This window comes from Vibrio sp. TMPB1044 (genome assembly GCF_030442075.1).
In the GTDB taxonomy this organism is placed as follows: Bacteria; Pseudomonadota; Gammaproteobacteria; order Enterobacterales; family Vibrionaceae; genus Vibrio; species Vibrio satsumensis.
In genome coordinates, this window is record NZ_JAUJED010000025.1 from 171,934 (window position 1) to 194,628 (window position 22,695).

Below are 22,695 nucleotides of genomic sequence, written 5' to 3' on the forward strand. Positions count from 1 at the left end.
CCCTCTTTCATTAATAACTCATCGTTAAGGCCTCTATTCTTTTAAGGGATTAGAGGCTTTTTTACACAATCCATATACTTCTCTCATCGGCTAGGAACGCCACATAACACTGCAAGAAGCAACCTTTGTTCCTATACAATATTTGAGAGTAAACCATGAAACTAAAATTACTGAGCACTGCTATTGCGGCAACATTCCTTGCTGGTTGTTCTTCTTCAGGAAGCAGCGATAACGGTACAACTCCTGGACCACAAGTTGGCGTAGCCGACGTTGTTTATAACGAAGACCTCAATACTGCTTACATTATTGGTGATGAAGGTAACAACGCTGTCGTTATTGGCGACGGTCAAGGTAACGCGGTAGTAACATTAAATGGCGAAATATTCACTATACAAGGTGATGTTGTAGTCAACGCTAATGGTGATATCGTGGGTACAGTTGTAACAGACGATGGTATTGCTACAGTTTACATCAACGATAAATCATATACCTTAGCTGTTGAAAATGGTCGATTGGTCATCGAAGGTTCAGTGTTAGACCCAGAGTTCGGTGATGACGAGTGGGGGCCTTCTGCTGGCAACGAATTCTTTGCTAATTACATGATTGTAGACGACCTTGGAATGCCTGTAGCGCTTATCGAAGGTGACAACGGTAACTACATGTGGGTCATCCAAGGAGATGATACTTATTACCTTAACATCAACGGTTCAGATGCTAAACCAACTCACAAAATCGTAGATGGCGAAGTGCTAACGATGTCTGGTGAAAGCACCGGGATCACAGTAGAAACTCATCGTACTAATGGTCAAATTACACATTTAACATTCAATACTCCTCGCGGTGAAGAAATCATTATTCGCCATGAAGATGGTCGATTAGTTGCGACTGTATTCGGTCATGGTCACGAACACGAAGGCCCTGATTCAGCACCAACATACGGCGACATAGATGACGTTCTAGGCACAACTATCATTACTCTAGACAACGGTGAGACCCTGATTTTAAAAGATGGTGTTTTATACCACCCAAGTTCAGATAGTGGAGCTGTGCTCAATGCAGACGGTACAATCACTAATATGGATGGCGAAGTTATCGCTCACGCTGAAATGCAAGAACTCGGTTTTGTTGTGAGCTTAGAAAATGGTGCAGAAATTACATTCCGTAATGACGACGGACGCCTTTTCGCTGCGGTAATTAGTCGTCCAGATATCGATAACGATCTGCCCAACGTAGACCCTGACTTTGAGGTTCTCCCCCCAGAAAGCATTTGGTATGTAAATGACGGGCAACTTTATTACAACGCTGAAAAAGTTGCTTCAATATACCCAACAGATAACACAGCTCAATTCATTATCCATACTGAATCTGATAAAACGATCCTAGTTAACGCAGAGAAAGCTAAGGACAAGGGCATTGTACTAACTTCTCCTGACAATAAAGATTACTCAGTTACTATCTCAATTGAAAATGGCGTTATTACTGTACTGGATTTCGATAACGGTGCCGTTCCTGAAAATAGCCTATTGAACACAGAACATAAGTCTAAGCTAAAAGCTAAAATTCAATCTCTATCTCAAGAACAACGTCAACAAATTAAGCAAGCTGTCAAAGACCGCGCTAGCCGCAGCTAATAAAAAATAATAAATGCAAAAGCAAGGGAGCCGCTTATTAGCGGCTCCTTTTTATTTGAGAGTTGAGAACACGATGAAACGACTATTAATCACTTTATTGATGCCCCTTGCCGTATGTGCAAACGACCATCAATTACAAACATTAAATTATCATGAGCCAAGCTTAAGCTTTCAAACAGCTAAAGCTGGAGACAACTGGATAGGTACTGTATCTGGAGTTATTCAAGCAACTGAAGAGATCAACATCAGTGCAGAAATTGACTCGGAAGGTTACCTAGAAATAGGGACTGGTTACGGCTTGATGCTAGGTAACTTTTACACTGAAGCTTTCGTGAGTTATGGCCGAGCTGACCTTATCGATATCTACGACATCGGCTTATTTGGGGGCACTGCCATCACGAACAATATTATGGTTTTTGCCAGCACTTCGCACGAATGGCGCGATGTTTCTTTATCCCTCATAGATATGACAGACAGAGAATGGAAGAACACGGTTGGGACTAGTTACTCTCCCACAGAGTTTATGAACTTCTCTTATTCATTCAGTCATGACCGCCAATTAACGGGTTCAAAAGGTTATTACAATAGCCAAGACGTCACTTTTACCCTAAAGCCCAAATGGGTAGAACCTTATGTGAAATACACATTCGGTCAAAAACGCGTTAGCCCAGGAGACGTATTTCGTTCTGATGGCAGCGTTGAGCTAGGCTTCAACCTACGTTTTTAGTTTACCGTTTCGTGTGGTAGCTCTCACCCCTTTATAGTTTATTTGAATAAAGGGGCTTTTTACTTCATGTAGTAGCCTTTCCAATCAGTTGTGAATACCGTAATCGACTTAAGTCAATTTCGCCGCTTCTTCCTCAATTTTAACTTTCTATCGTTCAACAAAACCTCACAAAGAATAATGACTTTAACCCAGCCCAATTTTATGGAAATTTTTTACCTTTAATGGTTATTTAATAGGTTTTATTTCTACAAATTATTGCAATTAAAGACAAAAAGACAAAACTTTTCTCCGGTGACCTGCTTATACTGTGCCACGTCATTAAGGCGCTACAAGCCTATGATTTAAAATAATTATTAATGAGTAGTCACCATGAATTCGAAGTCGCTAACTATCTTGCTTTTTGTCTCTGTTTGCTTAATTTGGGGAACCACTTGGTTCGCTATGGAAGTGGCATTGCACTCTATCCCACCCATTTTTGCTACCGGACTGCGCTTTCTCCTAGCAGCACCGTTGCTCGCAGTATTAGCGAAAGTCTTTAAACAACCTTTGCTATTTCCGAAGGGCAAGCGTCAATGGCTGCTTATTGTGGCACTGATGTATTTTGCTATTCCGTTCACTTTGATGATCTATGGTGAGCAATACATCTCTTCTGGTTTGGCGTCGATCATCTTCGCGAACATGCCCGTCGCTGTGATGCTGATGTCGGGTTTGTTCCTTGGGCTGCGCTTAGCAAGGCATCAAATATTCGGCCTAGTTACTGCGGTTGTGAGCCTGTGTTTAATTCTAGGTAACGAAATGCAGATGGGTGGTGATGACTACTTTATTGGTACGGTTTGCCTTGGGCTTGCGGTTGCGATTCACGCGGTGATGTACGTGTTGGTTCAAAAGCACTGTAAAGGCATCGAAGTACTAACTTACAACGCGGTACCAAGTTTTATTGCTGCGATTTTCTTGTTTGCGGTGTCGGCAGCTGGTGAAAACGTGAATGTTGAATCTTTCACTTGGGATTCAATTTCAGCTGTAGTTTATCTAGGTTTTGTGGCGAGTGTAGGTGGCATTGTGGCTTACTTTAAACTAGGACAGGTTTCGACACCGTTCCAAGCATCAATTTGTTTCCTTATTTTCCCAGTGGTTGCGCTGCTGATCTCTTGTTACATCAATGGTGAAGTTCTATCTGAACAGTCTCTGCTTATGATGCTCCCTCTACTTTGTGGCATCTTACTGACCAAGGCACCAAAAGGAATCTTCAAATTACGCACAGGATTAAAAACCGTAAGAAGCTAATCCTACTGAAACCTATTTGATCGATTAGATCTCTCGACCTAACACATATAAAAAAGCTCCAATATCGCTATTGGAGCTTTTTGTTTATCTCATCATATTGAAACCAACTTAGCGCCAACTAAACAACCGAACTTCATTGCCCTCTTCAGGCTTCTTAGGAATATTTAAAGACAGCGCCAAAGAAACCGCCGCCATCACTGCACCAATGTAAAAAACCGTTGCAGGGGACGATAACCAAATAACACCAAATACGACTGGGATAACGACCGCGGCAATATGGTTGATGGTGAAAGAAACACCAGCGGTCGATGCCATGTCAGCAGGATCTGCAATTTTCTGGAAGTAGGTTTTAATTGCTAGAGCTAAAGCAAAAAACAGGTGATCGACAACATACAATGCTGCCGCCCATTCCGCCGTTTGTACTAAGGCATACCCGACGAACACACCGATCAAACCGACATACTCGAAGATCAACGCCTTGCGCTCGCCAACCACACCAATAAATCGGCCAATGCGTTTTGCGAACAAGAAATTAAATAGGTAGTTGATTAAGAACAATAGTGTTATTTCAGCAGCCGAGTAACCGAACTTCTCTACCATCAAGAAGCCTGCAAACACGGTAAATATCTGCCTTCTTGCTCCGCTCATAAATGTAAGAGCGTAGTAGAGCCAGTAACGCTTTCTCAGCACCAATTTCTTATTCTGTTGAGTCTTGGTCTGAAACTCTGGGAAACCAAAGGTCATCACCAAAACCAAAATAAAACCAATGCCGCCAGTGATGCAATACACCCAAGCAAAATCGAGTTTAAGTTGCTCTAGCATCATCCAAATCGATCCGTAAGTGATTAAGGATGCCAGTGCGCCGACTGAGATCATTTTACCCAGCATCTCGGGCGCTTCTTCTTTACTCAACCATTGCAGTGACAGAGACTGCTTCAGCGTTTCAAAATAGTGAAAGCCCGTCGACATCAAAACCGTCGTCAGCAACAAGCCTGTGAGTGAAGGGAATAAACCGGTTATCGCCGTGCCCACGGTCAGCATCGCCAGCGATATCAACATAAAGCGTTGCTCACGAATAAATGCCAACACAAATACCACGGTAAACGCTAAGAAGCCTGGGATCTCACGAACACTTTGCAGCAAGCCAATATCGGCACCGTCAAAGTTCGCTTTCTCAATCACGAAGTTATTCAGCAGAGCCATCCAGCTCGAAAACGCAATAGGGACAACAATCGAAATCAATAATAAGAAGTTTTGCGGCGTTTTCCAGCTCGCGGTTGATGCACTCATGACAACAAAATCCTAAATAGTAATCCAGTATCATACTCCGGTTTTATGGCAATTAACAAACGATTAACTTTTGTGCTTTTGATGTTTATAAGAGCTACAAATAGAAGCTGAACAAAGCTATAAGCTGGGTAGATAGTCTGTAATATGGAAAGGAAGGGAATCGAATAAGAAGGGAGAAAGTCTCCCTTCTTTGATGCAAAAAACCGTTAAAGACCTTTATAGAAAGTTAGCCATTCACCTCGTTCTAAGCCACTGACGTGCACACCAGAGATGCCACTTGAAGTTGTCGCATTGGTCGGAGAAAACGAGAGGTTTACGTTTTTAAATTTATCGGAGATGTTACTTTCCGTACCCGTTTGAGAAAGAATGTAACCCAAGTTCGTTGAACTCCAACTTGAATTGCCGCTGTCTTCCCACTTTTTGAGGAGTTCTTTGGTCACCAACTGGCTGCCAACCTTGAGAGCCGGGCCGCTGATATTTCGGAACTGATAATAGTCCGCACCCGAAGAAGTTAACACAATCACCTTATCTTCTAACACATACAAAGACTTGATAGCATTGTTACTCAGAGACTCTGTTACAAGTAAGGTTCTCGTCATGTTATCAACGATATAAAGAGAACTTGCTGTGGTAATCGCACTGGTTTTTCCGTCTCGCGATGTCGCGATCTTGCTAATAGCAGAATCAACGGTCAGCTCCCCAAGTACAGTTTGTTGTATCGAGTTAGACACCCACTCAACCTTATTGCTATCCAACCCCAACAATATCTGCTGATTCACGACAATATTGGCTGTTTTAAGGTTTAACTTATCAATCGTCATTTTAGTGGATAGGTTAGAGGTGTCGATAACTTCTGCCGCTAAATTACTGTTTGAAAAGTAATTCTTATAAACAATTAATGCTTCACTTTCGTCGTAAGATGATATGACTTGCGGTGAGGAAGCTTTCAATGCGTGACTCCAGCTTTTCATATCAAGCTTATTAGCGCTTAGCAATTTGAGTTCTTGCTGTGAGTATATCGAGCTTCCGGTATTTTTAATCGCCAGTAACGAGCCACTTTGTAACAGAGGGACCACTGCTGCGAAGTTATCATTGATGCACGACTCACTCGATTTAGGCGGCACGGCTGGATTAGGTTTTGGAATGGGTGGAAGCGTACCTCCACTGCGACTGCTGTATGTATCAATCGCAAAAGCCTTCACGCCAACATTGTTGTTATTCGAACCATTGAGGCTCGTAAGGAAAACACCGTTAGCGCCTTGGCTATTACAAATATCACTCGATGTGGGTGAGACGTAAGCGGTCGGTTTGTAAACCTTATAGGCCTGAACACCATTTAACGCAGGAACTAACTGAATGATTTCACTCGAGTCGACCGGTATTTCTCCGCCTCCAGTACCACCTCCGTGATCGCCATCGTGGTCATCATCATCGTCATCATGGTCGTCGTGATCGTCATCGTCGTCGTGTGAACGGATACTAACCAGACCAGAAACCGCTTGAGATGCAGGGTCACCATTGATTGTCACCGGCTTATTGCGTGAAGAGCTATCAATTTGCATAACCACATCATTAGCCGTTAAAAACACAATCTGACTGCTCGCTGGATTCAGAGCTATCGACTTCGCACCAGACAATTGCGGTACCGATTGTGAACCGCGAACAACCAAAGAGTCTTCAATTTGTAGATGCCGAGAAACCGTACCAGCAACGTCAATATTAGATAAGTCTAAAGTTTTATGTTCTATCATCAAATCAAGAGCATGCGCAATATTGGTATAAGAAGACTGCTTACCGTCACTTTGCGCCTTTTTCAGTGATTTTAACAACAGATTTGATAGATCTTTAGACCCATGAGTTGAATCCAGCACACTAAAATTGATGCCAACATGATCGCCTAACTTACTTTGAAGCGATGCTTTTGCTTGCTCTACATCGTTACTTACCGTTGGGTTAAACATCATCTCGCTATGAATCAAAGTAGTGAAAGGCGTCACCACTCTCATACCAGGAGAAGCAGTCAAAATTGCACCATCATATTGCCTTTGCTGTGCGTACCCAGAAACATCAGCAATCTGTTTCTCTTGATCACTGCATACGCCATTCAGATCTGCATCAGCGCATACTAATGAATCTAGAAACGCATAGCCTGAAGCCGTAGACCCAACTGGGTTTTCGCTATCAGAACTACCTCCACATCCAGAGACCATTAAGACACTAGAGATTGCTAGTGGCAATTTGCATATTAAGAATTTATTGTGCATTTTTTCGACCGATTCACCTAGTTTATGATTTGATTGATAGTATTTTATTTTGCTATTAAATCACTTAACGAAATAAAAGATCAAATGATATTGATAATTACTATCATTTAAATTAATATCCTCCGCCTTTCCCATGGGTAATTTATAAATTATTTGGAGTTCAGGTGGTAAGGAATCCATACAAATTAATGAGTGTTTCACTCGTTTCCACAATGCTGATTGCTTGTGGCGGAGCAGAGTCAGATCCGAAGCTCAAACAGTCACAAACTAAGCCAAGTTCTCAGAATATTTCGGGCATTGCTTTAGATGGTTATTTACGCAACGCGAAGGTTTGTTTAGACAGAAACAGCAATGCTATGTGCGACTCTGCTGATGGAGAAATTGCCACTACGGACGCCGAAGGACGATTTCAGTTAGACGTCGACAATGATGTCGCCCAATACCCAATATTGGTTGAAGCGGTTGCCGGTATAACCATCGATATGGATTCACCGAATCAGCCTATTGAATCCGGATTTACGTTAGAAGTACCGAGTAACACTTCGAACGTGATCAGCCCCATGACATCTCTTATTGCGAGTGTAGCGAAAACCAGTGGCATCAGTTTTGATGAAGCAACTCAGCTTGTGGCCAGCGACTTAGGCATCGATAAACAACTGGCTGTTGGTGATTATTCCGCATCAAACTCAGCGATAAGCCGTGAAGTACACATGTTTGCACGCGGTGTTACTCGCGTACTTCAAGAAGCACAAATGGCCTCTGTTGATGCAGGTGTCGACCAAGTGAATGCTCGAAAAGGCTCTATGTACAAATTGGCCGAACTTGATTTGGCAGAATTTAAAGCCAAGACCGATTTGCTGTCTCATGGCGCATCAGGAACCGATAGCGCATTGAAGCAACTTGGTAAGGAGTACCGAGATCAACTCAAAGTTTCCCAAGAAGACATCGATGGCAATGAAATCATCACTAGACCGCCGGCTCCTAAACATGGTCAGGTCAATGATGCCTCAGACACCTTCGACTGGCAGTTTGTACGTGGCTTCAACCACAACACAGATTACGAATATTCGCTAAATGCCGGTAGCACCTGGTCGACTGTCATTCGCAAACCGATTGTGGTTGGAAAACAGGCATTCGATAAAGGCGCTATTCAGGTTCGAGTCGCAGCCTCTAGTGCACGTAATACTCCAGCAGGTAAACCGCTTCTTTCACACAAAGCATTTACGCTAACGACAGTGCCTGCTGCTCCAGCTTGGATTACGGTAAATAACGCGATCAACCAATTTGATTGGGCATTGGTCGACTCGTTTAATGAACTGGGTTTGTATGAATATTCATTAGATAACGGCTCAAACTGGACAAAAGCGACTGAAAAGCCTCAAGACATTCAAGACCTAGATATCCCAGTTGGACATCTAAAAGTTCGTGTAGCCAAAGATGACTCGCTAGGTCACCCAACGGGATTAAGTTCAGCGTCAGAACAATCGATGACGGTAACCCCAATCCAGCCCGCGCAACCAGTACTAGATTTTGCTAACGACAGCACCAATCAAATCAATTGGCTTTGGGTAGCTGGATACAACGATCCGTCTTTCTACGAGATTAATCTAGGTAATGGTTGGCAGGACGTCACCGCACTGCCGTATCTTGTGGGTAATGTGTCACTTCCTGTAAACACGATTTCGGTTCGCGTTAAGTCAAATGCACTGGATGCTCGTCCCGCGGGAGTTCCCTTGGTTATCAGCTCCGCGTTCACTCGCTCAGAAAATCAACCTGTAGCACCAACCTCACCGATTGTTGACGATGCAGAAAACACATTCGCATGGAAGAACGTTCAAGGGTTCACGGGGAGTGACTCCTACGAATACTCACTAGACAGAGGTCTTACATTTACCCCTGTAACTAGCAACCCACAAGCTATCCCTGATGAGATATTTTCCAAGGGACAAGTCTGTGTGCGCGTAAAAGCAGAATCGGACCCTCTACATGATCCTGGCGAAGCGCTGTGTTCAGACAAGGGCTACTCCGTTACTCCTAGTATGCCTGCCGCGCCGACATCACCAATCTCTCAGGATGGGTTAGACACATTTGATTGGACATTCGTTACCGGGTTTTCAGAGGTAACGGATTACGAGATCAATGCGCTTAACACAGGTTGGACAGTCGTTACCATAAAGCCATATCAGCTAAACGACCAAGCTTACGCTATTGACTCAATTCAAGTGCGAGTCAAACGAGATCCAATTACCGGTCGTCCTAGTGGAGCAGAGCTGACAAATGATACTGCGTTTACCGTTCGTCCATCTGCACCCAATGCTCCAACTGGACTAGTGGTGAACGATACGGACAACACGCTAGATTGGACATACTTTGGCGAATTCACACAACCAGAGCATTTCGAAATCACGCTCGACTCAGGTTCAACTTGGACTAAAGTCACCGTAAAACCGGTTGTGATCGGTAATATCGACAAGAATATCGGTGAAGTTCAAATGCGCGTCGCTCAAAACCCGACGAATGGCATGCCTCATGGCGTAGCAGCATTAACCACACAAGCCTTCACCAAAGTGTTTGAGATTCCAGCACCAACCTCGCCTGAGATCACCAACACTTTCACTGGCTCAAACCCAATCAAGACCAATGGTTTTGAATGGGACTACTTAACAGCTAACGTTGATGGCCAATCTGTTCGCTTTGATGACGCCGAATACTATGAGTTCACCAACGACAAAGGTCTGACTTGGCAGCCTGCTGTTTCGAACCCACAGTTCATTGGCCCTGAAGCATATGACAAGGCTAATGTCGGTATCCGACTAAAAGCACATGCGAAAGAAGGCGTAGCAAACTCAACCAGCGACACGCTTTGGGCAACAGCAGCAAGCAGCCGCTTTGTCAGCCTAAAATTCGTACCAATGAAAACCCGTTCGCAAGCTGCTGATTTTGGTTATGGTGGCTCATGGAATACCTACTCGCTCAATTGTATCGCTGAATACGATGATAAAGGACAAGGGGAGCCGACGTTTTGGGCAAAGCGATTCTCTTCAGAAATCAATACCGTCTTCGATAAAGTCGCTCGACTGATTGCTTGTGATATCACTGGTTGGACACTTCCGGACACCAATGAAGTGATTACGTTATCGCAACGAGATCCTGCAACACTGCCATCAAATCTAAGAAGTGGTGGTTACTTGGTATCGAATCAGTCAATGAATACATTAGCGGATAAAAATGGCGTCGCTGTCACTATCAACAAAGGCCAGGAATCTGTTGAGCAATATTATTCAAAATACGCATACGCTAAGTGGCAATTGCCATCAGGTACAGAGTTACTCACTGGTGTAGATAGCGCGACGACTGAAATAACCGCCTTCCTGATTACACAAGATACGAAGATTAACGCTACGGAGCTTTATCTAGAAACCTGGCTAACCGCCAACCAATCTAAGAGCAAAGGTTACGCTGTATTAGAAACGGAAGCTCAAGCTAAAGTACTAGAACTACAGGCTTTAGCCCAACCATGGGCAGATGATCTTAAGAATACGAAGCTAAAACTAAAAGCTCTTGAATTTCAGGCATCTGTTGCTCAAAGCCGAACTGATACTGAGAGCCTTGAATTCATTAGCAAGGTAAAAGCGTATAAGGAGCAAGTCGCTAAATTAGAGCAAAACACCATTGCACTGAGCGCATTAGTCTCTGGTTCTGAATTTGCTCAAAAATTGGCGTTCATGCAGCAAAAATCCGTAACTCTATCCAGCTCAACCAACGCACTAAGTTCAGCGTCACTGGCTAAGGATATTCACCAAGCAAGTTTAGACCTGTACAGCGCGATTTCAGTTCTAGAACAACAATATGAAATGGTTAACTCGTTCGTAAGCGAGCTAAATACATCAACACAAACGCTAGCCTCGGAGTTTGCCACCTTAACAACATTGTTCCAAAAGTTTGTCAGTGAGATGAACACGACCGCCAAAATTCACAACCTAGTACAATCAAAAGTGCTAGCAAAAGATGGACTGAAACAGGCAAAAGACAATGGCTTTAGCGTTTCTCAAGTAGACGCGATGGTAAGCAGCCGCTTCGCTAAATTGGACGAATTAGGCAACTACCTACCAAAAAGCACTACCTACCAACAAGGCTGGCGTTGTGTTGAAGACACTAACATCGTAGGCAAACGCCGAGTTTGGACACTGCTCAAAGACGGCCGCCCAAAAGGTGCTGACGATCTTGCTTATGACGCTTCAGCCTCTGGTGTAGCAAGTGTCTTAGGCAGTAACGGCCTATTAGAAAGCACTAATGATGCGGACTTGTGTGGCTTCAACGATTGGAAAGTACCAGCGCTGTCTCAGCTACTTTCACTGCAAACTAAAGCAATCTCTAGCTCAAACTCGACCATAACAATCGATACCGATGCATTCCCTCATCACCGGGGGCTGGATCCGGAGTATGACAAATATAGCTCTTACGGTGGTGTGACCTTTTACTACTGGTCAAATCAAACGATGGGCACTGAGCAATACATCACAAACTACAGCGCCGAACGCAGCTACCAAGATGTATATCTTTCAGAAGTCGGCGGTACTGAAGATGTTGTCATCTTAGGGCGTCTGGTTAGAGAAAAAGCGACTACATACCAGTACCTAGATATGCAAGGGAGCGTGGTAGCCGATCGCCAAAATGCTATTTGCGCACAAGACACTGACAGCACCCTCGTTTGGCAACTGTTTACCAACGGAGACAGCAGTCGTTTCAAGAAGTACGTAGAGGTAACACCTTTAATTTCAACACGAAATACACAAAAGGTGTGTGGCAAAGCAAACTGGCGCTACCCATCAAAAGCAGAACTATACGGGTTGCTACCGATCAATGCGGATGTCTTTAAATTTAATGACGTGACGGGTGGAGGCTACTCAAACCATAGTTCCTATATCACCAGCGATCCCGCTCCTTATGGTCGTGTCCTCGGATTGAATATGACAACCATGGATGAGAGCCAAGTCGGCACTCAAAGTTACGACGGCCGCTACCTATACCGACTTGTTGCCAAATAGGCACTAAAAATCTCTTATTAATTACTACAACAGCCTCTGCTGAGGCTGTTTTCATCTAGGAAACAAGAAATGTTGAACAAGAAAAAGCAACGCGGTGCAGCCGCAATCGAATACGCCATTCTCGCAGCAGCAATGGCAGTCGTACTACTCAATTTTGTTGGCGGTGAGAATGGCGATCTAACCAAAGAGATTACTGGCGCTTACCAGACTGTCGTCGATAAGCTCAAAGACGCTCAAAAATCAGAATAAGTCCGTTTACCGTAAATTAAAGGAATAGTTATGACTTCCAAGCGACTCATGTTGCTGTCGTTATTTTGCTCGGTGCTCGGATTATCCGTTTTACTGTTGAGCCAAACCAATAGCGAGTCTGCGACCACCTCTTCTAAACAAGCCGCTAAGCAAACGGTCAAAGTGCTGGTTCCAACTCGTACGATTGAGATAGGCCAAACCTACACGCCAAACTCGTTTCGATGGAAAGAAGTTCCACAGCAAGAGTTAGAGAACTACATCGACCACGTGACACCGGAAGATATTTCTGCCGACCACACGATGTCAGGGCTAGCACGTACCAAGTTAGTCAAAGACTCAGTGTTATCGAAGGCCGATATTACAGAACCTAAAGGTGGCTACTCGCTCTCATTGAAGTTGCAACCGGGCTATCGCGCGATTTCGGTTCCTGTCGATCAAGTCACGTCTAATTCAGGCTTCATTGAACCGGGCGACAGAGTGGATATTCTCCTACTCGGTTCACAGGATGGTGAGCTACTTCGTTATGGCAATTCATCTCAAGGATTGTACGTTACAACGATAGTGCATGATGCAAGAGTCTTGGCATTCAATAACAAGCAAACCGCAGAATCTTATCAAAAGGCTCGGGAATCGAATGGTTTCGAAAATGGTATCCCTGACGACAGCAGTGTCTCTTTAGAAGTAACACCCGAGCAAGCAAACCAAGTGGTACTTGCAAAACAACTAGGAAAGTTAACGCTTGTATTACGCGGGCAAAACGAGGCTCAAGATCAACCTCAACACGCAAATGCCGTGACGCTGAAAGTCATTTCTCCAGACACAACTCAGGTATTACCTGACGTGGGTTTGGTGGAATTTAGAGCCGAAAATAAAACCGTCAATAATAAAACTGGAGCTGATAACAATGGCTAACATCTGTCGTTGGTGGGGTGTTCTCCTGCTATCAAGCCTATGTGTCTCTTTTGCATCTGCAGCATCAACATTTGATGTCACGATCAATGAGGCAAGAATGATTCGCTTACCAGAAAAAGCGAAATCTATTTTCATCTCTAGCACCCATATCGCTGATTACCAAACCTTAACCAACACTAAGGTAATGGTATTTGGTAAGCGAGCTGGCAGCGCTACGATCACCGTTTTGAATGAGCAAGAGCGCGTGATTTATACCAATAAAATTCGCGTCACGCACAACAGCCGCGAGTTCAATGAACTGGTTAAAAACAAATTCCCTGAAGCGTCAGTCAACGCGGAATCTCTGGGCGGAAAATTATGGCTTAAAGGACGCGTTTCTTCTCCGATGATGGCACACAATATCGTGTCGCTAGCAAAAGGCTACCTATCCCCGGTTGTCGATTCTACCGGACAACCAGAAAGCTCAAGTTCGGAAGGAAACAATAGCAACAGCAGTAGTTCAACCAATCAAAATCAGCAGACTCAACCCAATGATGATGAGCTGATCAATCAATTGGTTGTCACCATGCCAAATCAGGTCAACATTCGTGTAAAAATCGCTGAAGTCTCAAGAAATGTATCCAATAAGTTGGGCATCAAATGGGGTTCAATCGCTGGCGGTGTGGGGCAATTTTCGTTTTCAAAGCTGCCTAATGTCAGTAGTTGGGGCAAGCCGAGCATTACTGCTCTGATTGATGCGCTAGCAACCAACGGCATGATGTCTGTGCTTGCTGAACCTAACTTGACCGCGATGTCAGGCGAAGATGCGGAGTTTTTGGTGGGTGGGCAAGTACCGCTACCACTGATCACGGCTGACACCACTCAAATCGAATACAAAGATTTCGGTGTAAAACTGAACTTCACCCCAACCGTGCTCAGTCAAAACCGTATCAGCTTAAAAGTAAATCCCGAGGTCAGTAACATCTCAATCGAGAGCCAACAAGTGATAAACGGAACTAACTTCCCTTCTTTTACCACTCGTAGCGCCGCCACCACCATTGAATTGGCAAGTGGGCAGAGCTTTGCTTTAGGTGGGCTATTGAAATCGGAAGACATCGAACAACTACAAAAAGTACCGCTCATCGGTGAGATACCAGTACTCGGTAGCCTGTTCCGCTCGACTGAATTCACTCGTAGAGAAACAGAACTGATCATCATTGTAACGGCTTACCTAGTTCAACCGACTCGTTCGGACTCAATGCCACTACCAACCGATGGCTTAATCCCATTGAGCGATGTTGAACGTTTACTGGCATGGCCAAGAGAGCAACAAAAAACATCAAATAATAAAGCGACTTATACCGACAACCAGAAGCCTCGCTTACTGGGTGACAACGGGTTCTACTACTGAGGACATCATGAACAAATTATCCTTATTACTGCCCGCTCTCTTTGCGCTTGCGGGTTGCGCGCCAACGCCTACAACCCAACAACCTTCTGTGGATGTGGTGTCCGTGACAAACAAGCTGACTTTAACACTGTCGGGTAAAACGTTATCGGCTCAAGAGAAAGCTGATATCTCTGACTTTATTGCTCGCCGAGGCACGCTATCCAACTTAATGGTCAAAATTGAAAATACGACTCAGAAAGGAGAAAGCCAAAGTGAAAAAGTTAGGCTTCGTCTGATCGAGTCAGGCCTCTACCCTTCGCAAATTTCAGTGTCAGACACTGCGGCGCAAGGTAAAGGCGACATCACGATTTTTGTTGAATCTTATCGTGCCAAAGTAACGGTATGTGACGCGGGTAAAACACCAAGAACCACACTCAACGCTTATCGTACTCAGCGCAATTTTGGTTGTGCGAATGCCAATGCACTGGCGCAAATGGTCGCAAATCCAAAAGACCTGATAGTTGGTCAGCCCATCGACAGTGCACAAGGACAAAAAGCGGTGTCTAGCATCGATAACTACTTCGCACCACCAGCACAAAACCAACAGACAAACTCTGGTTCTTCGAATACCACGCTAGGAGGTTCGCAATGAATCAAGTACACAACTTAACGGTACTGATCGCGGCATCGGAGCAACTCGATACATTAGCGCTCACATACACACTGAATGATTTCGGTATCAACAACATCACAACCTCTTCGAATCAAGAAGATGACGTGGTGAGACAGGTACTTAAAAATGACGTTAAAACCATCTTCCTCGATGTATTGAATAGCGAATTGCCAGAATCAAAACAGGTTGTGCAGCGTTTAATACAACGTACTGGGTGCCAGGTTATCGCGATTGGTCATTCAACCGAAATTTTGGCTTACCGTGGAATGCTCGCATCCGGTGCTAGTGACTATTTAGTCAACCCAGTGACACCACAAGATCTTGAACACGTCTCCTTTGCTGCTTTGCAACTCAACAACGAAAAACGAAATGAAAAAGTCGTTTCCATTGTCAGTGCAAAAGGTGGCTCAGGAAGCAGCACCATTATCGCGACGTTATCGCAACAGCTTGCCGAACTCGATAAACGAGTAACTTGTATGGACCTCGATTTTTCGATGGGTGATTTGGATTTACTACTCAATGTCGAAGGCAACACGGCGTTGGTCGAGCTTTTACAATACCCAGAAAGATTAGAACCTCTCGTGTTTGAGCGCAGCGGGATCAGTGTGTCACCCGAGCACACGCTCTTTACCGGCTATCTACCTTTAGACACCACACCATTTTGGCCACAAAAGAGTGCATTCGATCAGTTTACAAAGTTCTGCCTGCAAAGCTCAGACTACTTATTGATCGACATCCCGACCTATTCCTTGCGCGACCAGGTCGGCTTTGAAGCGCTAAAAAGTGCCGATATCCGAATCATTGTGGTGGAGCCTACACTCAGCTCCATTCGCAATGCCGGCCAGATAATCAAACGACTTCAAAACCAAGCCGCTTCACAAACTATTGTGGTGTTGAACCATTGTAAGTCCGATTCCGCATCCCTTATTTCGGTCAATGATGTGAAGAAATCACTCGGAACTTCCGTAGACATCGTGATTCCATTTTTGCCTAACCATTTCTTGAGCAAGTCATCGCTTGGTCAGCCTGCCCATAAAGGCAATAGGAAAGTGAAGCTCGCGTTTCACTCTCTACTTGAACTAGTCACTGGTGAGCCGCAACAAGGCAACCGCCGTTTTTGGAAGCGAGGCGCATAATGTTTGGTCAGAACACACAAGCCATAGATCCGATTGAAGCGAATAGAGCTCGGTCTCATGAAGCCCTAACATCAACACCTTCGGTTCGTGAGCATTATCATGTGATCCATGAAGAGGTCATTAAGGCGATCGACCCATCGGTTGTAGTGAGCTTAAGCGCACCCGATCTTGAAGCTAGAATTGCCGAAATGGTGTCAGATATCGTGGTCTCTAAGCAGTTACCACTTGGTCACAAAGATGTCGCTCACTCAGTAGAACAACTGCTTAATGAGTTTCTAGGATTAGGTCCACTACAGCCCTTAATTGAAGACCAAGGCATTACCGACATCATGGTCAATGGGTACCGTGAAGTCTACGTAGAACGCTCAGGAAAATTGCAAAAAACGGCAGTTCAATTTCGCAATGAAGAACAACTTCTCAACCTAGCGCGACGCATCGTCAGCAAGGTTGGGCGAAGAATCGATGAGTCCAATCCATTAGTCGATGCTCGATTGGATGATGGTAGCCGTGTCAATGTGATGATCCCACCGCTAGCACTTGATGGAACCTACATTTCCATCCGAAAATTCAATGAGAATAAGCTAACACTCAGCCAATTAGCTCAGTTTGGCGCAATGTCGAAATCGATGGTTAAACTTATCGATATTATTGTTCGCTCACGCCTTAATGTGCTTGTTGCAGGAGGCACTGGTGCAGGTAAAACCACACTGCTCAATGCGATGTCTTTTAGCATTTCACCTCAAGAACGCATCATTACCATTGAAGACACCGCAGAACTGCGTCTACAACAGCCTCATGTTGTTCGCGCTGAAACTCGCCCAGCCAATGCCGAAGGCTTAACGCCAATTACCCAGCGAGAGTTGGTGCGAAATGCTCTACGTATGCGACCAGATCGCATCATTTTAGGCGAAGTTCGTGGTGATGAAGCCTTTGAGATGATGCAGGCAATGAACACCGGCCATGATGGTTCACTGTGTACATTGCACGCAAACTCGGCAACTGACGCGCTGGTTCGCATGGAAAACATGTTGATGATGAGCCAAGCGACACTGCCTCTGTTCTCATTACGTCGCCAAATCGCAGACACCATCGATGTGGTTATACAAGTCGAAAGAATGCGTGATGGCAAAAGACGCATTGTTTCGATCACCGAGGTGCAAGGGTTAGAAGGAGAACAATACATCACTCAAGACTTGTTCAAATTCAAACCTTTATCGGAGGATCAACAAAGCAACCTGATTGGCGAATACAAGAGTGCTAAGTGCGTACCAAGCTTCAATGAAAAAGCCAAATACCACCAACTCGATGCTCAACTAAGAGTAGCGATGGAGCTTGAAGCCTAATGATCTTAGTTCTCACTGTTTTCGTTTTATTTATCGCGATCGGGTTAATCAGGTTGAGCTCAAAGCAAGCCATCGTCAATAAACGGCTGTTATTGGTAAGCGGCAGTCAACGCTCGCTTACAGCTGACGTTTCAATCAAAAAAACCAACCACCAGCGCAGCAACAAACTGCATGCTTTCTTTTTACGAATGAATGCATTGCTGCCAGTTTGGGATAAGTACTTCATTGCTTTATCAGCTATCGGTTTCCCAGCATCAGGCCACATGTTATTTCCCCAACTGGCAATGCATCATCAACTTTTCGCCGCTGTTGGACTTTGGTTTGTATGCACATGTGCCTTGGTGATGTACCGCCGAAAAATGCAGGTAGAAGAGTTCGAACAAGGCATCATCAATGTACTTGGCTTAATTTCTAGAGCGGTGGCTGCGGGGCTCTCAGTCCCACAAGCGATTGAACAAGTGTCAGAAACCCAACCAGGACTATTAGGACGTGAGTTCTCCTATATTCGCGATAACTTAACGCTCGGTTTAAGCCTTCGACAAAGCCTCGATGATGCATGCGTTCGCCTTCCTTACAGCAGTTTTCGCTACTTCTCGGTCGCGTTAATCCTGAATCAATCTAATGGTGGCCAACTGCGCGACATTCTTCAAAGCTTAAGCAGAACCATGCATGACAATCGAGCGATGAGAAAAAAGGTCAAGAGCTTAACCTCGGAGCCTCGTATGACAGCCCTCTTTCTCTCTATCTTACCCTTGGGGTTATTGGGTGGTATCTATTTGATGGAACCCACCATGATAATCCAATTGTTCAACACCGAATCGGGACAGCGTGTACTAACCTACGCCGTCATTAGCATCAGCTCAGGCACACTCATTTTGAACGCTCTGACTCGTAACAAAAGGTTCTCATCATGATGTATGTTGCCTTGCTTCTGTTGGGATGTGCATTACTACTGACAGTTGTCGCACACTTGTCTTCTTTCAAACGAGATGTTGTCGCTGAGCGACTGACTCGCGTATCGAGCTACTCCTCTAAGTACACCACCGCTTCTAGCAACTGGCGCTTCCAAGGTGCAAAACCACGACGCCAGAAGTTAACCCTCATTGGCTGGTTGAGTCCTAATGCAGAGATCTACTTTCTTGGCTTAAGACTACTGACGATGGTGACGGGCTCTATTGCTTGGTATGTCACTCGAATCCAAGTGCTTAACATGAACTCTGTGGCCGAATGTATCGCAATCGCCATTGTGGTTGGCATCCTGTTCGACCGCATTCTAGATTGGCGCGTGAACCAAGTCCGAATGCAAATTAGCCGCGTTATTCCTGATGCTGTCGATCTGATGGTGGTATGTGTCGCATCAGGTCTAACACTCGAAGCGGTATTTCGCTGTGTCGGTGAAGAAATGCGTGCTATCTCTCCAGCGTTATCACGCGAATGGCTACTCACTGCGACTGAAATATCGGTTCTTGATTCACCACAAACGGCACTTTCAAACCTAGACAAACGAGTGCAGCTTCCTGACATCAACAATATTGTGACCACCATGAATCAAGCACTTCAATACGGCACGCCTCTCGCTGAAGCGTTAAAGCTGATTGCCTCTGATAGCCGCCAATATCACTTCTTAGAGCTTGAAGAATGGGTAGGAAAAATACCAGCCAAGATGTCATTCCCTTTAGTGGTCTTCATCATGCTACCTGTTGTGGGCATTATTGTTGTGCCAATCATGTTATCCCTTAAACAAACTCTGGGGGGCTTATGAACAAGATCTTTCTCTTGGGGTTAGCGCTAATTTTAGTCGGCTGTCAGTCAACGAATAACGTTGAAACAGAGGCTACTGAAGACATGAAAGTCGCCGAGGTTGCACTGATGAATGGCAAACCAGAAAGTGCCATGGAGCTGTACCGAAAGATGCTGATATCGAAGCCTGATGACCCGCAGCTACTCTTGCTAATGGGGTCCGCTGCGAATCAAGCGAGTCGTTATGATGAGGCACTGCATTATCTAAAGCGTGGTATCGAGCTTAATCAATCGAGCGCGATTTACAGAGAACTTGGCCGCGCGTGGTTGGCGCTTGGTGAGCTTGAACAAGCCACATCAGCACTCGAAGAATCTGTCAGATTAGTTACAACTGATGATGTCGCCCACAACAGTCTAGGCGTAAGTTACTCGCTCAATAAGCAGTATTCAAAAGCGCGTGAATCTTACTCTCATGCCCTTAGTTTGATGCCATCCAGTAATGAGTATCGCAACAACTTAGCCATGGCTTGGATACTCGATGGCAAACCAGAGCAAGGGATCCGAATTCTGCACCCGATCTTTGTCCGAGGTGAAGCGAGCGTAAAACTGCAACTCAATCTAGCACTGGCTTATGCGCTTTCTGGAGACAGTGATTCAGCGAAAAGTATCGCTCGTGCACATCTATCTCAACCTGAGTTCGCCAACAATAGTCTGTATTACCAAGAGGTTGCTGCTAAAACTGAGCAAGGAGAACTGTGATGCTCTCTCGTCAAAAAGGGGCGCAGACCGTCGAGTTTGCAATGTTGGTGGTACCGTTCCTGATACTCATCATCGGTTTCTTTGAGATCTGCCGCCTGCTGTTGGTCAACATCATCCTTGATGTAGCCGTTAATGCGGGGGTTCGTGAGGCCAAGACACGGCCGATTAGTCCTATTTCAGACCAAGCTTTTGCCGAGACCATCGCAAAGTTCCCACTGATAGATAAGAGCAAGCTCGTCTTGGATCCATCGCCGCTATACGCCGAAAACTTCTCAGATTTAGTTAATGAGAAACCAGTATCCAAAAGCAGAGCAGTGTTAGGCGAGTACAAGGTGTCTTACTCATTTTCATTTGCCTTATTACCTAATCTATCAACTCAGTTTTCTGAGTCTATCGGCAACATGACAACCTTGAAAAGAAAGGTACTGGTTAGTTATGACAACAAATAAAACACCTCGAAAAAAACAAGCGGGTTCAGCAGCGATTGAGTTCCCCTTTGTTGTGCTCGCACTCATGATCATTTTGTGGGGGCTTGTTGCCGTCTATCGCTTATTCAGCCTGCAGACTCAACTCGACAACGTGACATATAACCTAGTGAATGCTGTCTCCCTGACGCAACTAAAACCAGAGCAAGGCCCAAACGGATTACCTAATACGTTAAAGAATCAGCTTCTCGCTCTCGCCGAGCGTTATCTTCCGCAAGACATTGAACGTAACGATATTGGGTTGTTACTTGAGAGCCGTGTATTTGATACAGCCGCTTCGAACTGGGAATACAAGCACATCCATGCCGGGATCACCTGTCAAAGCGACACACCTATCGAACAACTAACGGCACTTGTCGTAGAAGGTAGCGGCGACCCTGCGTTAGATGGAAGACCATCCACCTTGGTTCAACTCACTTTATGTGTGAATACACCGTTTGATTACAAGCGACTCGATCCTCCTAAAACACTCTCAAGTTCATCAGCCGTGATAGGAAAGCATTATGGTTAAACCAATATTCGGCAGCATTGCGCTTAAAAAACAGCAAGGCTCCATGACCATTTCATTGTTGGCGTTACTGTTTCCCGCGCTTTTCATCGCCGTTGGCACTCTGATGATCACGGCACAAGTGATGGTTTCAAACCGAGCTGCGCAAGCCGCCGATTCGGCCGCATTAGCTTGTGCCTTTGCTGATACAGCCACACACCCAATGATGTTGGCTTACCAAGATTACTATAAGCCAACCCTAAACGGGGTGAGTGACTTACAACCAGAAAACCCAGGCTCAAGCTGCCGTATTAGCCTAGGTTATTCATTGTCACCGATACTGCCCAACTTTAAATATGAGAGCTATGCAAACAAGGTAACGGCAACGGGTGGAGGTTATAAAGGTGTGGTTGAAAGCAAGCAATCCTCGATTCCAACGGAGCTGGTTTTAGTACTTGATGTGTCTGGATCGATGGGTTCAAACATCCAGTCATTGAAATCCATTTTATCCAATGCTTTGAATACGATTCAATCTCAGAGTAAGAACGTTAACGATTTAGATTCAGTAAGAATTTCAATCGTTCCTTTCGACTCTGGCGTTGCAGCGCAGCGCCCACCTTGGTTATCCAAAGAAGCAGCCGGAATCTACTGTATCGATGGGCTTAGCTATCGTAGTGGCAATTTCTCTGCGGCACTGACCGTCGATAACCTAGCGACGCTTCACTCAGAGCGACCGGTGAAATTTACACCGCCAAGTCAATGGTTAAGCGACTGTAATCAAAATTCACCAATGCTGCCATTGACCAACGTATTTTCCCGCGTCCAAAACTCGATAAACAGCCTAACAGCAAATGGCGGTACTCGCTCTTATCACGGTTTGGTATGGGGAGTGAGACAGCTTATCCCACGCTGGCAACAAGCATGGGGATTGAACGCCAGCACAGTTCCCGAAACCAGAAGAAAATTGGTGCTTTTTACCGACGGTGATGACAGTGGAGACGCGTTTATCCAACTGGTTAACGCCGGGTTCTGTACTACCGCAATCAATCAATATGGCATCGAAATGAACTTCATCGGCTATGGCGTCAGCCCTTCTCGAATCGCTCAATTCGAGAACTGTGCCGGGGATCCACAACGCGTGTTTAGTGCCACCAGCACGGCTCAGCTCAACGAGTACTTTTCCGATATTTTAGCCGTTGAATACTCGGCAACCATCAAACTCACTCGCTAATCCAAACAAAGCGTTTGATTGGAAACACCTGAATTTAAGCATTGAATTAAAAACAAACAAGTTAAAA

18 protein-coding genes are annotated in these 22,695 nt (G+C 45.0%); 16 read left to right on the plus strand and 2 right to left on the minus strand.

Annotation, left to right across the window (positions count from 1 at the left end):
* Positions 1-155: 155 nt before the first annotated feature.
* The 3 genes from QQ041_RS18830 to QQ041_RS18840 all read left to right on the plus strand — a co-directional run bounded on the left by QQ041_RS18830 (position 156) and on the right by QQ041_RS18840 (position 3,642).
* Positions 156-1,631, plus strand: a complete 1,476-nt coding sequence (locus tag QQ041_RS18830; protein WP_285954787.1) for a hypothetical protein — start codon at positions 156-158, stop codon at positions 1,629-1,631.
* A gap of 73 nt (positions 1,632-1,704) precedes the next feature.
* A complete protein-coding gene (locus QQ041_RS18835; RefSeq protein ID WP_285954788.1) occupies positions 1,705-2,358 on the plus strand; it encodes a hypothetical protein in 654 nt (217 codons plus the stop codon).
* A gap of 369 nt (positions 2,359-2,727) precedes the next feature.
* Complete coding sequence (locus tag QQ041_RS18840; protein ID WP_146490247.1) at positions 2,728-3,642, plus strand: DMT family transporter; 915 nt, start codon at positions 2,728-2,730, stop codon at positions 3,640-3,642.
* Positions 3,643-3,750: 108 nt separating this feature from the next.
* Here the strand turns inward: QQ041_RS18840 and QQ041_RS18845 are convergent, their stop codons facing one another.
* Positions 3,751-4,932 (minus strand): MFS transporter, encoded by a 1,182-nt coding sequence (locus QQ041_RS18845; RefSeq protein ID WP_285954789.1) that lies wholly within the window; start codon positions 4,930-4,932, stop codon positions 3,751-3,753.
* 206 nt (positions 4,933-5,138) lie between these two features.
* Complete coding sequence (locus tag QQ041_RS18850) at positions 5,139-7,142, minus strand: hypothetical protein (protein ID WP_285954790.1); 2,004 nt, start codon at positions 7,140-7,142, stop codon at positions 5,139-5,141.
* Between the two features lie 242 nt (positions 7,143-7,384).
* On the opposite strand from QQ041_RS18850, the gene QQ041_RS18855 reads away from it, so the two are divergent.
* The 13 genes from QQ041_RS18855 (at position 7,385) to QQ041_RS18915 (ending at position 22,628) form a co-directional block, all read left to right on the plus strand.
* Positions 7,385-12,244, plus strand: coding sequence for a DUF1566 domain-containing protein (locus QQ041_RS18855; RefSeq protein ID WP_285954791.1), 4,860 nt, complete (start codon positions 7,385-7,387; stop codon positions 12,242-12,244).
* A 69-nt stretch (positions 12,245-12,313) separates the two neighbouring features.
* A complete protein-coding gene (locus tag QQ041_RS18860) occupies positions 12,314-12,493 on the plus strand; it encodes a Flp family type IVb pilin (RefSeq protein WP_146490243.1) in 180 nt (59 codons plus the stop codon).
* 30 nt (positions 12,494-12,523) lie between these two features.
* Positions 12,524-13,405: a Flp pilus assembly protein CpaB gene (cpaB, locus tag QQ041_RS18865; RefSeq protein ID WP_285954792.1), complete on the plus strand. Its 882-nt coding sequence runs from the start codon at positions 12,524-12,526 to the stop codon at positions 13,403-13,405.
* A complete protein-coding gene (locus QQ041_RS18870; RefSeq protein WP_285954793.1) occupies positions 13,398-14,795 on the plus strand; it encodes a type II and III secretion system protein family protein in 1,398 nt (465 codons plus the stop codon). The genes cpaB and QQ041_RS18870 overlap by 8 nt, the downstream gene beginning before the upstream one ends.
* Positions 14,796-14,802: 7 nt before the next feature.
* Complete coding sequence (locus QQ041_RS18875) at positions 14,803-15,426, plus strand: CpaD family pilus assembly lipoprotein (protein WP_285954794.1); 624 nt, start codon at positions 14,803-14,805, stop codon at positions 15,424-15,426.
* On the plus strand, positions 15,423-16,583 hold the full coding sequence (locus QQ041_RS18880; RefSeq protein WP_285954795.1) for an AAA family ATPase: 1,161 nt from the start codon (positions 15,423-15,425) through the stop codon (positions 16,581-16,583). Before QQ041_RS18875 ends, QQ041_RS18880 begins: the two co-directional genes overlap by 4 nt.
* On the plus strand, positions 16,583-17,926 hold the full coding sequence (locus QQ041_RS18885; RefSeq protein ID WP_285954796.1) for a CpaF family protein: 1,344 nt from the start codon (positions 16,583-16,585) through the stop codon (positions 17,924-17,926). Before QQ041_RS18880 ends, QQ041_RS18885 begins: the two co-directional genes overlap by 1 nt.
* Positions 17,926-18,840: a type II secretion system F family protein gene (locus tag QQ041_RS18890; RefSeq protein WP_102445647.1), complete on the plus strand. Its 915-nt coding sequence runs from the start codon at positions 17,926-17,928 to the stop codon at positions 18,838-18,840. Before QQ041_RS18885 ends, QQ041_RS18890 begins: the two co-directional genes overlap by 1 nt.
* Positions 18,837-19,688, plus strand: coding sequence for a type II secretion system F family protein (locus QQ041_RS18895; RefSeq protein WP_285954797.1), 852 nt, complete (start codon positions 18,837-18,839; stop codon positions 19,686-19,688). Before QQ041_RS18890 ends, QQ041_RS18895 begins: the two co-directional genes overlap by 4 nt.
* Complete coding sequence (locus tag QQ041_RS18900; protein WP_285954798.1) at positions 19,685-20,425, plus strand: lipopolysaccharide assembly protein LapB; 741 nt, start codon at positions 19,685-19,687, stop codon at positions 20,423-20,425. Before QQ041_RS18895 ends, QQ041_RS18900 begins: the two co-directional genes overlap by 4 nt.
* Positions 20,425-20,874, plus strand: a complete 450-nt coding sequence (locus QQ041_RS18905) for a TadE/TadG family type IV pilus assembly protein (protein ID WP_004732812.1) — start codon at positions 20,425-20,427, stop codon at positions 20,872-20,874. Before QQ041_RS18900 ends, QQ041_RS18905 begins: the two co-directional genes overlap by 1 nt.
* Positions 20,861-21,421, plus strand: a complete 561-nt coding sequence (tadF, locus tag QQ041_RS18910; protein ID WP_285954799.1) for a tight adherence pilus pseudopilin TadF — start codon at positions 20,861-20,863, stop codon at positions 21,419-21,421. Before QQ041_RS18905 ends, tadF begins: the two co-directional genes overlap by 14 nt.
* The gene (locus QQ041_RS18915) at positions 21,414-22,628 is read left to right on the plus strand and encodes a VWA domain-containing protein (protein ID WP_285954800.1); all 1,215 of its coding nucleotides are present in this window, start codon (positions 21,414-21,416) and stop codon (positions 22,626-22,628) included. The genes tadF and QQ041_RS18915 overlap by 8 nt, the downstream gene beginning before the upstream one ends.
* The last annotated feature ends 67 nt before the right edge of the window (positions 22,629-22,695 follow it).

Coding starts and splice junctions, on each gene's coding strand:
- QQ041_RS18845 (WP_285954789.1), bottom strand. CDS start 4,932: ATGAGTGCATCAACCGCGAGCTGGAAAACGCCGCAAAACTTCTTATTA.
- QQ041_RS18905 (WP_004732812.1), top strand. CDS start 20,425: ATGCTCTCTCGTCAAAAAGGGGCGCAGACCGTCGAGTTTGCAATGTTG.
- QQ041_RS18830 (WP_285954787.1), top strand. CDS start 156: ATGAAACTAAAATTACTGAGCACTGCTATTGCGGCAACATTCCTTGCT.
- QQ041_RS18870 (WP_285954793.1), top strand. CDS start 13,398: ATGGCTAACATCTGTCGTTGGTGGGGTGTTCTCCTGCTATCAAGCCTA.
- QQ041_RS18850 (WP_285954790.1), bottom strand. CDS start 7,142: ATGGTCTCTGGATGTGGAGGTAGTTCTGATAGCGAAAACCCAGTTGGG.
- QQ041_RS18885 (WP_285954796.1), top strand. CDS start 16,583: ATGTTTGGTCAGAACACACAAGCCATAGATCCGATTGAAGCGAATAGA.
- QQ041_RS18890 (WP_102445647.1), top strand. CDS start 17,926: ATGATCTTAGTTCTCACTGTTTTCGTTTTATTTATCGCGATCGGGTTA.
- QQ041_RS18835 (WP_285954788.1), top strand. CDS start 1,705: ATGAAACGACTATTAATCACTTTATTGATGCCCCTTGCCGTATGTGCA.
- QQ041_RS18880 (WP_285954795.1), top strand. CDS start 15,423: ATGAATCAAGTACACAACTTAACGGTACTGATCGCGGCATCGGAGCAA.
- QQ041_RS18840 (WP_146490247.1), top strand. CDS start 2,728: ATGAATTCGAAGTCGCTAACTATCTTGCTTTTTGTCTCTGTTTGCTTA.
- tadF (WP_285954799.1), top strand. CDS start 20,861: ATGACAACAAATAAAACACCTCGAAAAAAACAAGCGGGTTCAGCAGCG.
- QQ041_RS18855 (WP_285954791.1), top strand. CDS start 7,385: ATGAGTGTTTCACTCGTTTCCACAATGCTGATTGCTTGTGGCGGAGCA.
- QQ041_RS18860 (WP_146490243.1), top strand. CDS start 12,314: ATGTTGAACAAGAAAAAGCAACGCGGTGCAGCCGCAATCGAATACGCC.
- QQ041_RS18875 (WP_285954794.1), top strand. CDS start 14,803: ATGAACAAATTATCCTTATTACTGCCCGCTCTCTTTGCGCTTGCGGGT.
- QQ041_RS18900 (WP_285954798.1), top strand. CDS start 19,685: ATGAACAAGATCTTTCTCTTGGGGTTAGCGCTAATTTTAGTCGGCTGT.
- QQ041_RS18895 (WP_285954797.1), top strand. CDS start 18,837: ATGATGTATGTTGCCTTGCTTCTGTTGGGATGTGCATTACTACTGACA.
- cpaB (WP_285954792.1), top strand. CDS start 12,524: ATGACTTCCAAGCGACTCATGTTGCTGTCGTTATTTTGCTCGGTGCTC.
- QQ041_RS18915 (WP_285954800.1), top strand. CDS start 21,414: ATGGTTAAACCAATATTCGGCAGCATTGCGCTTAAAAAACAGCAAGGC.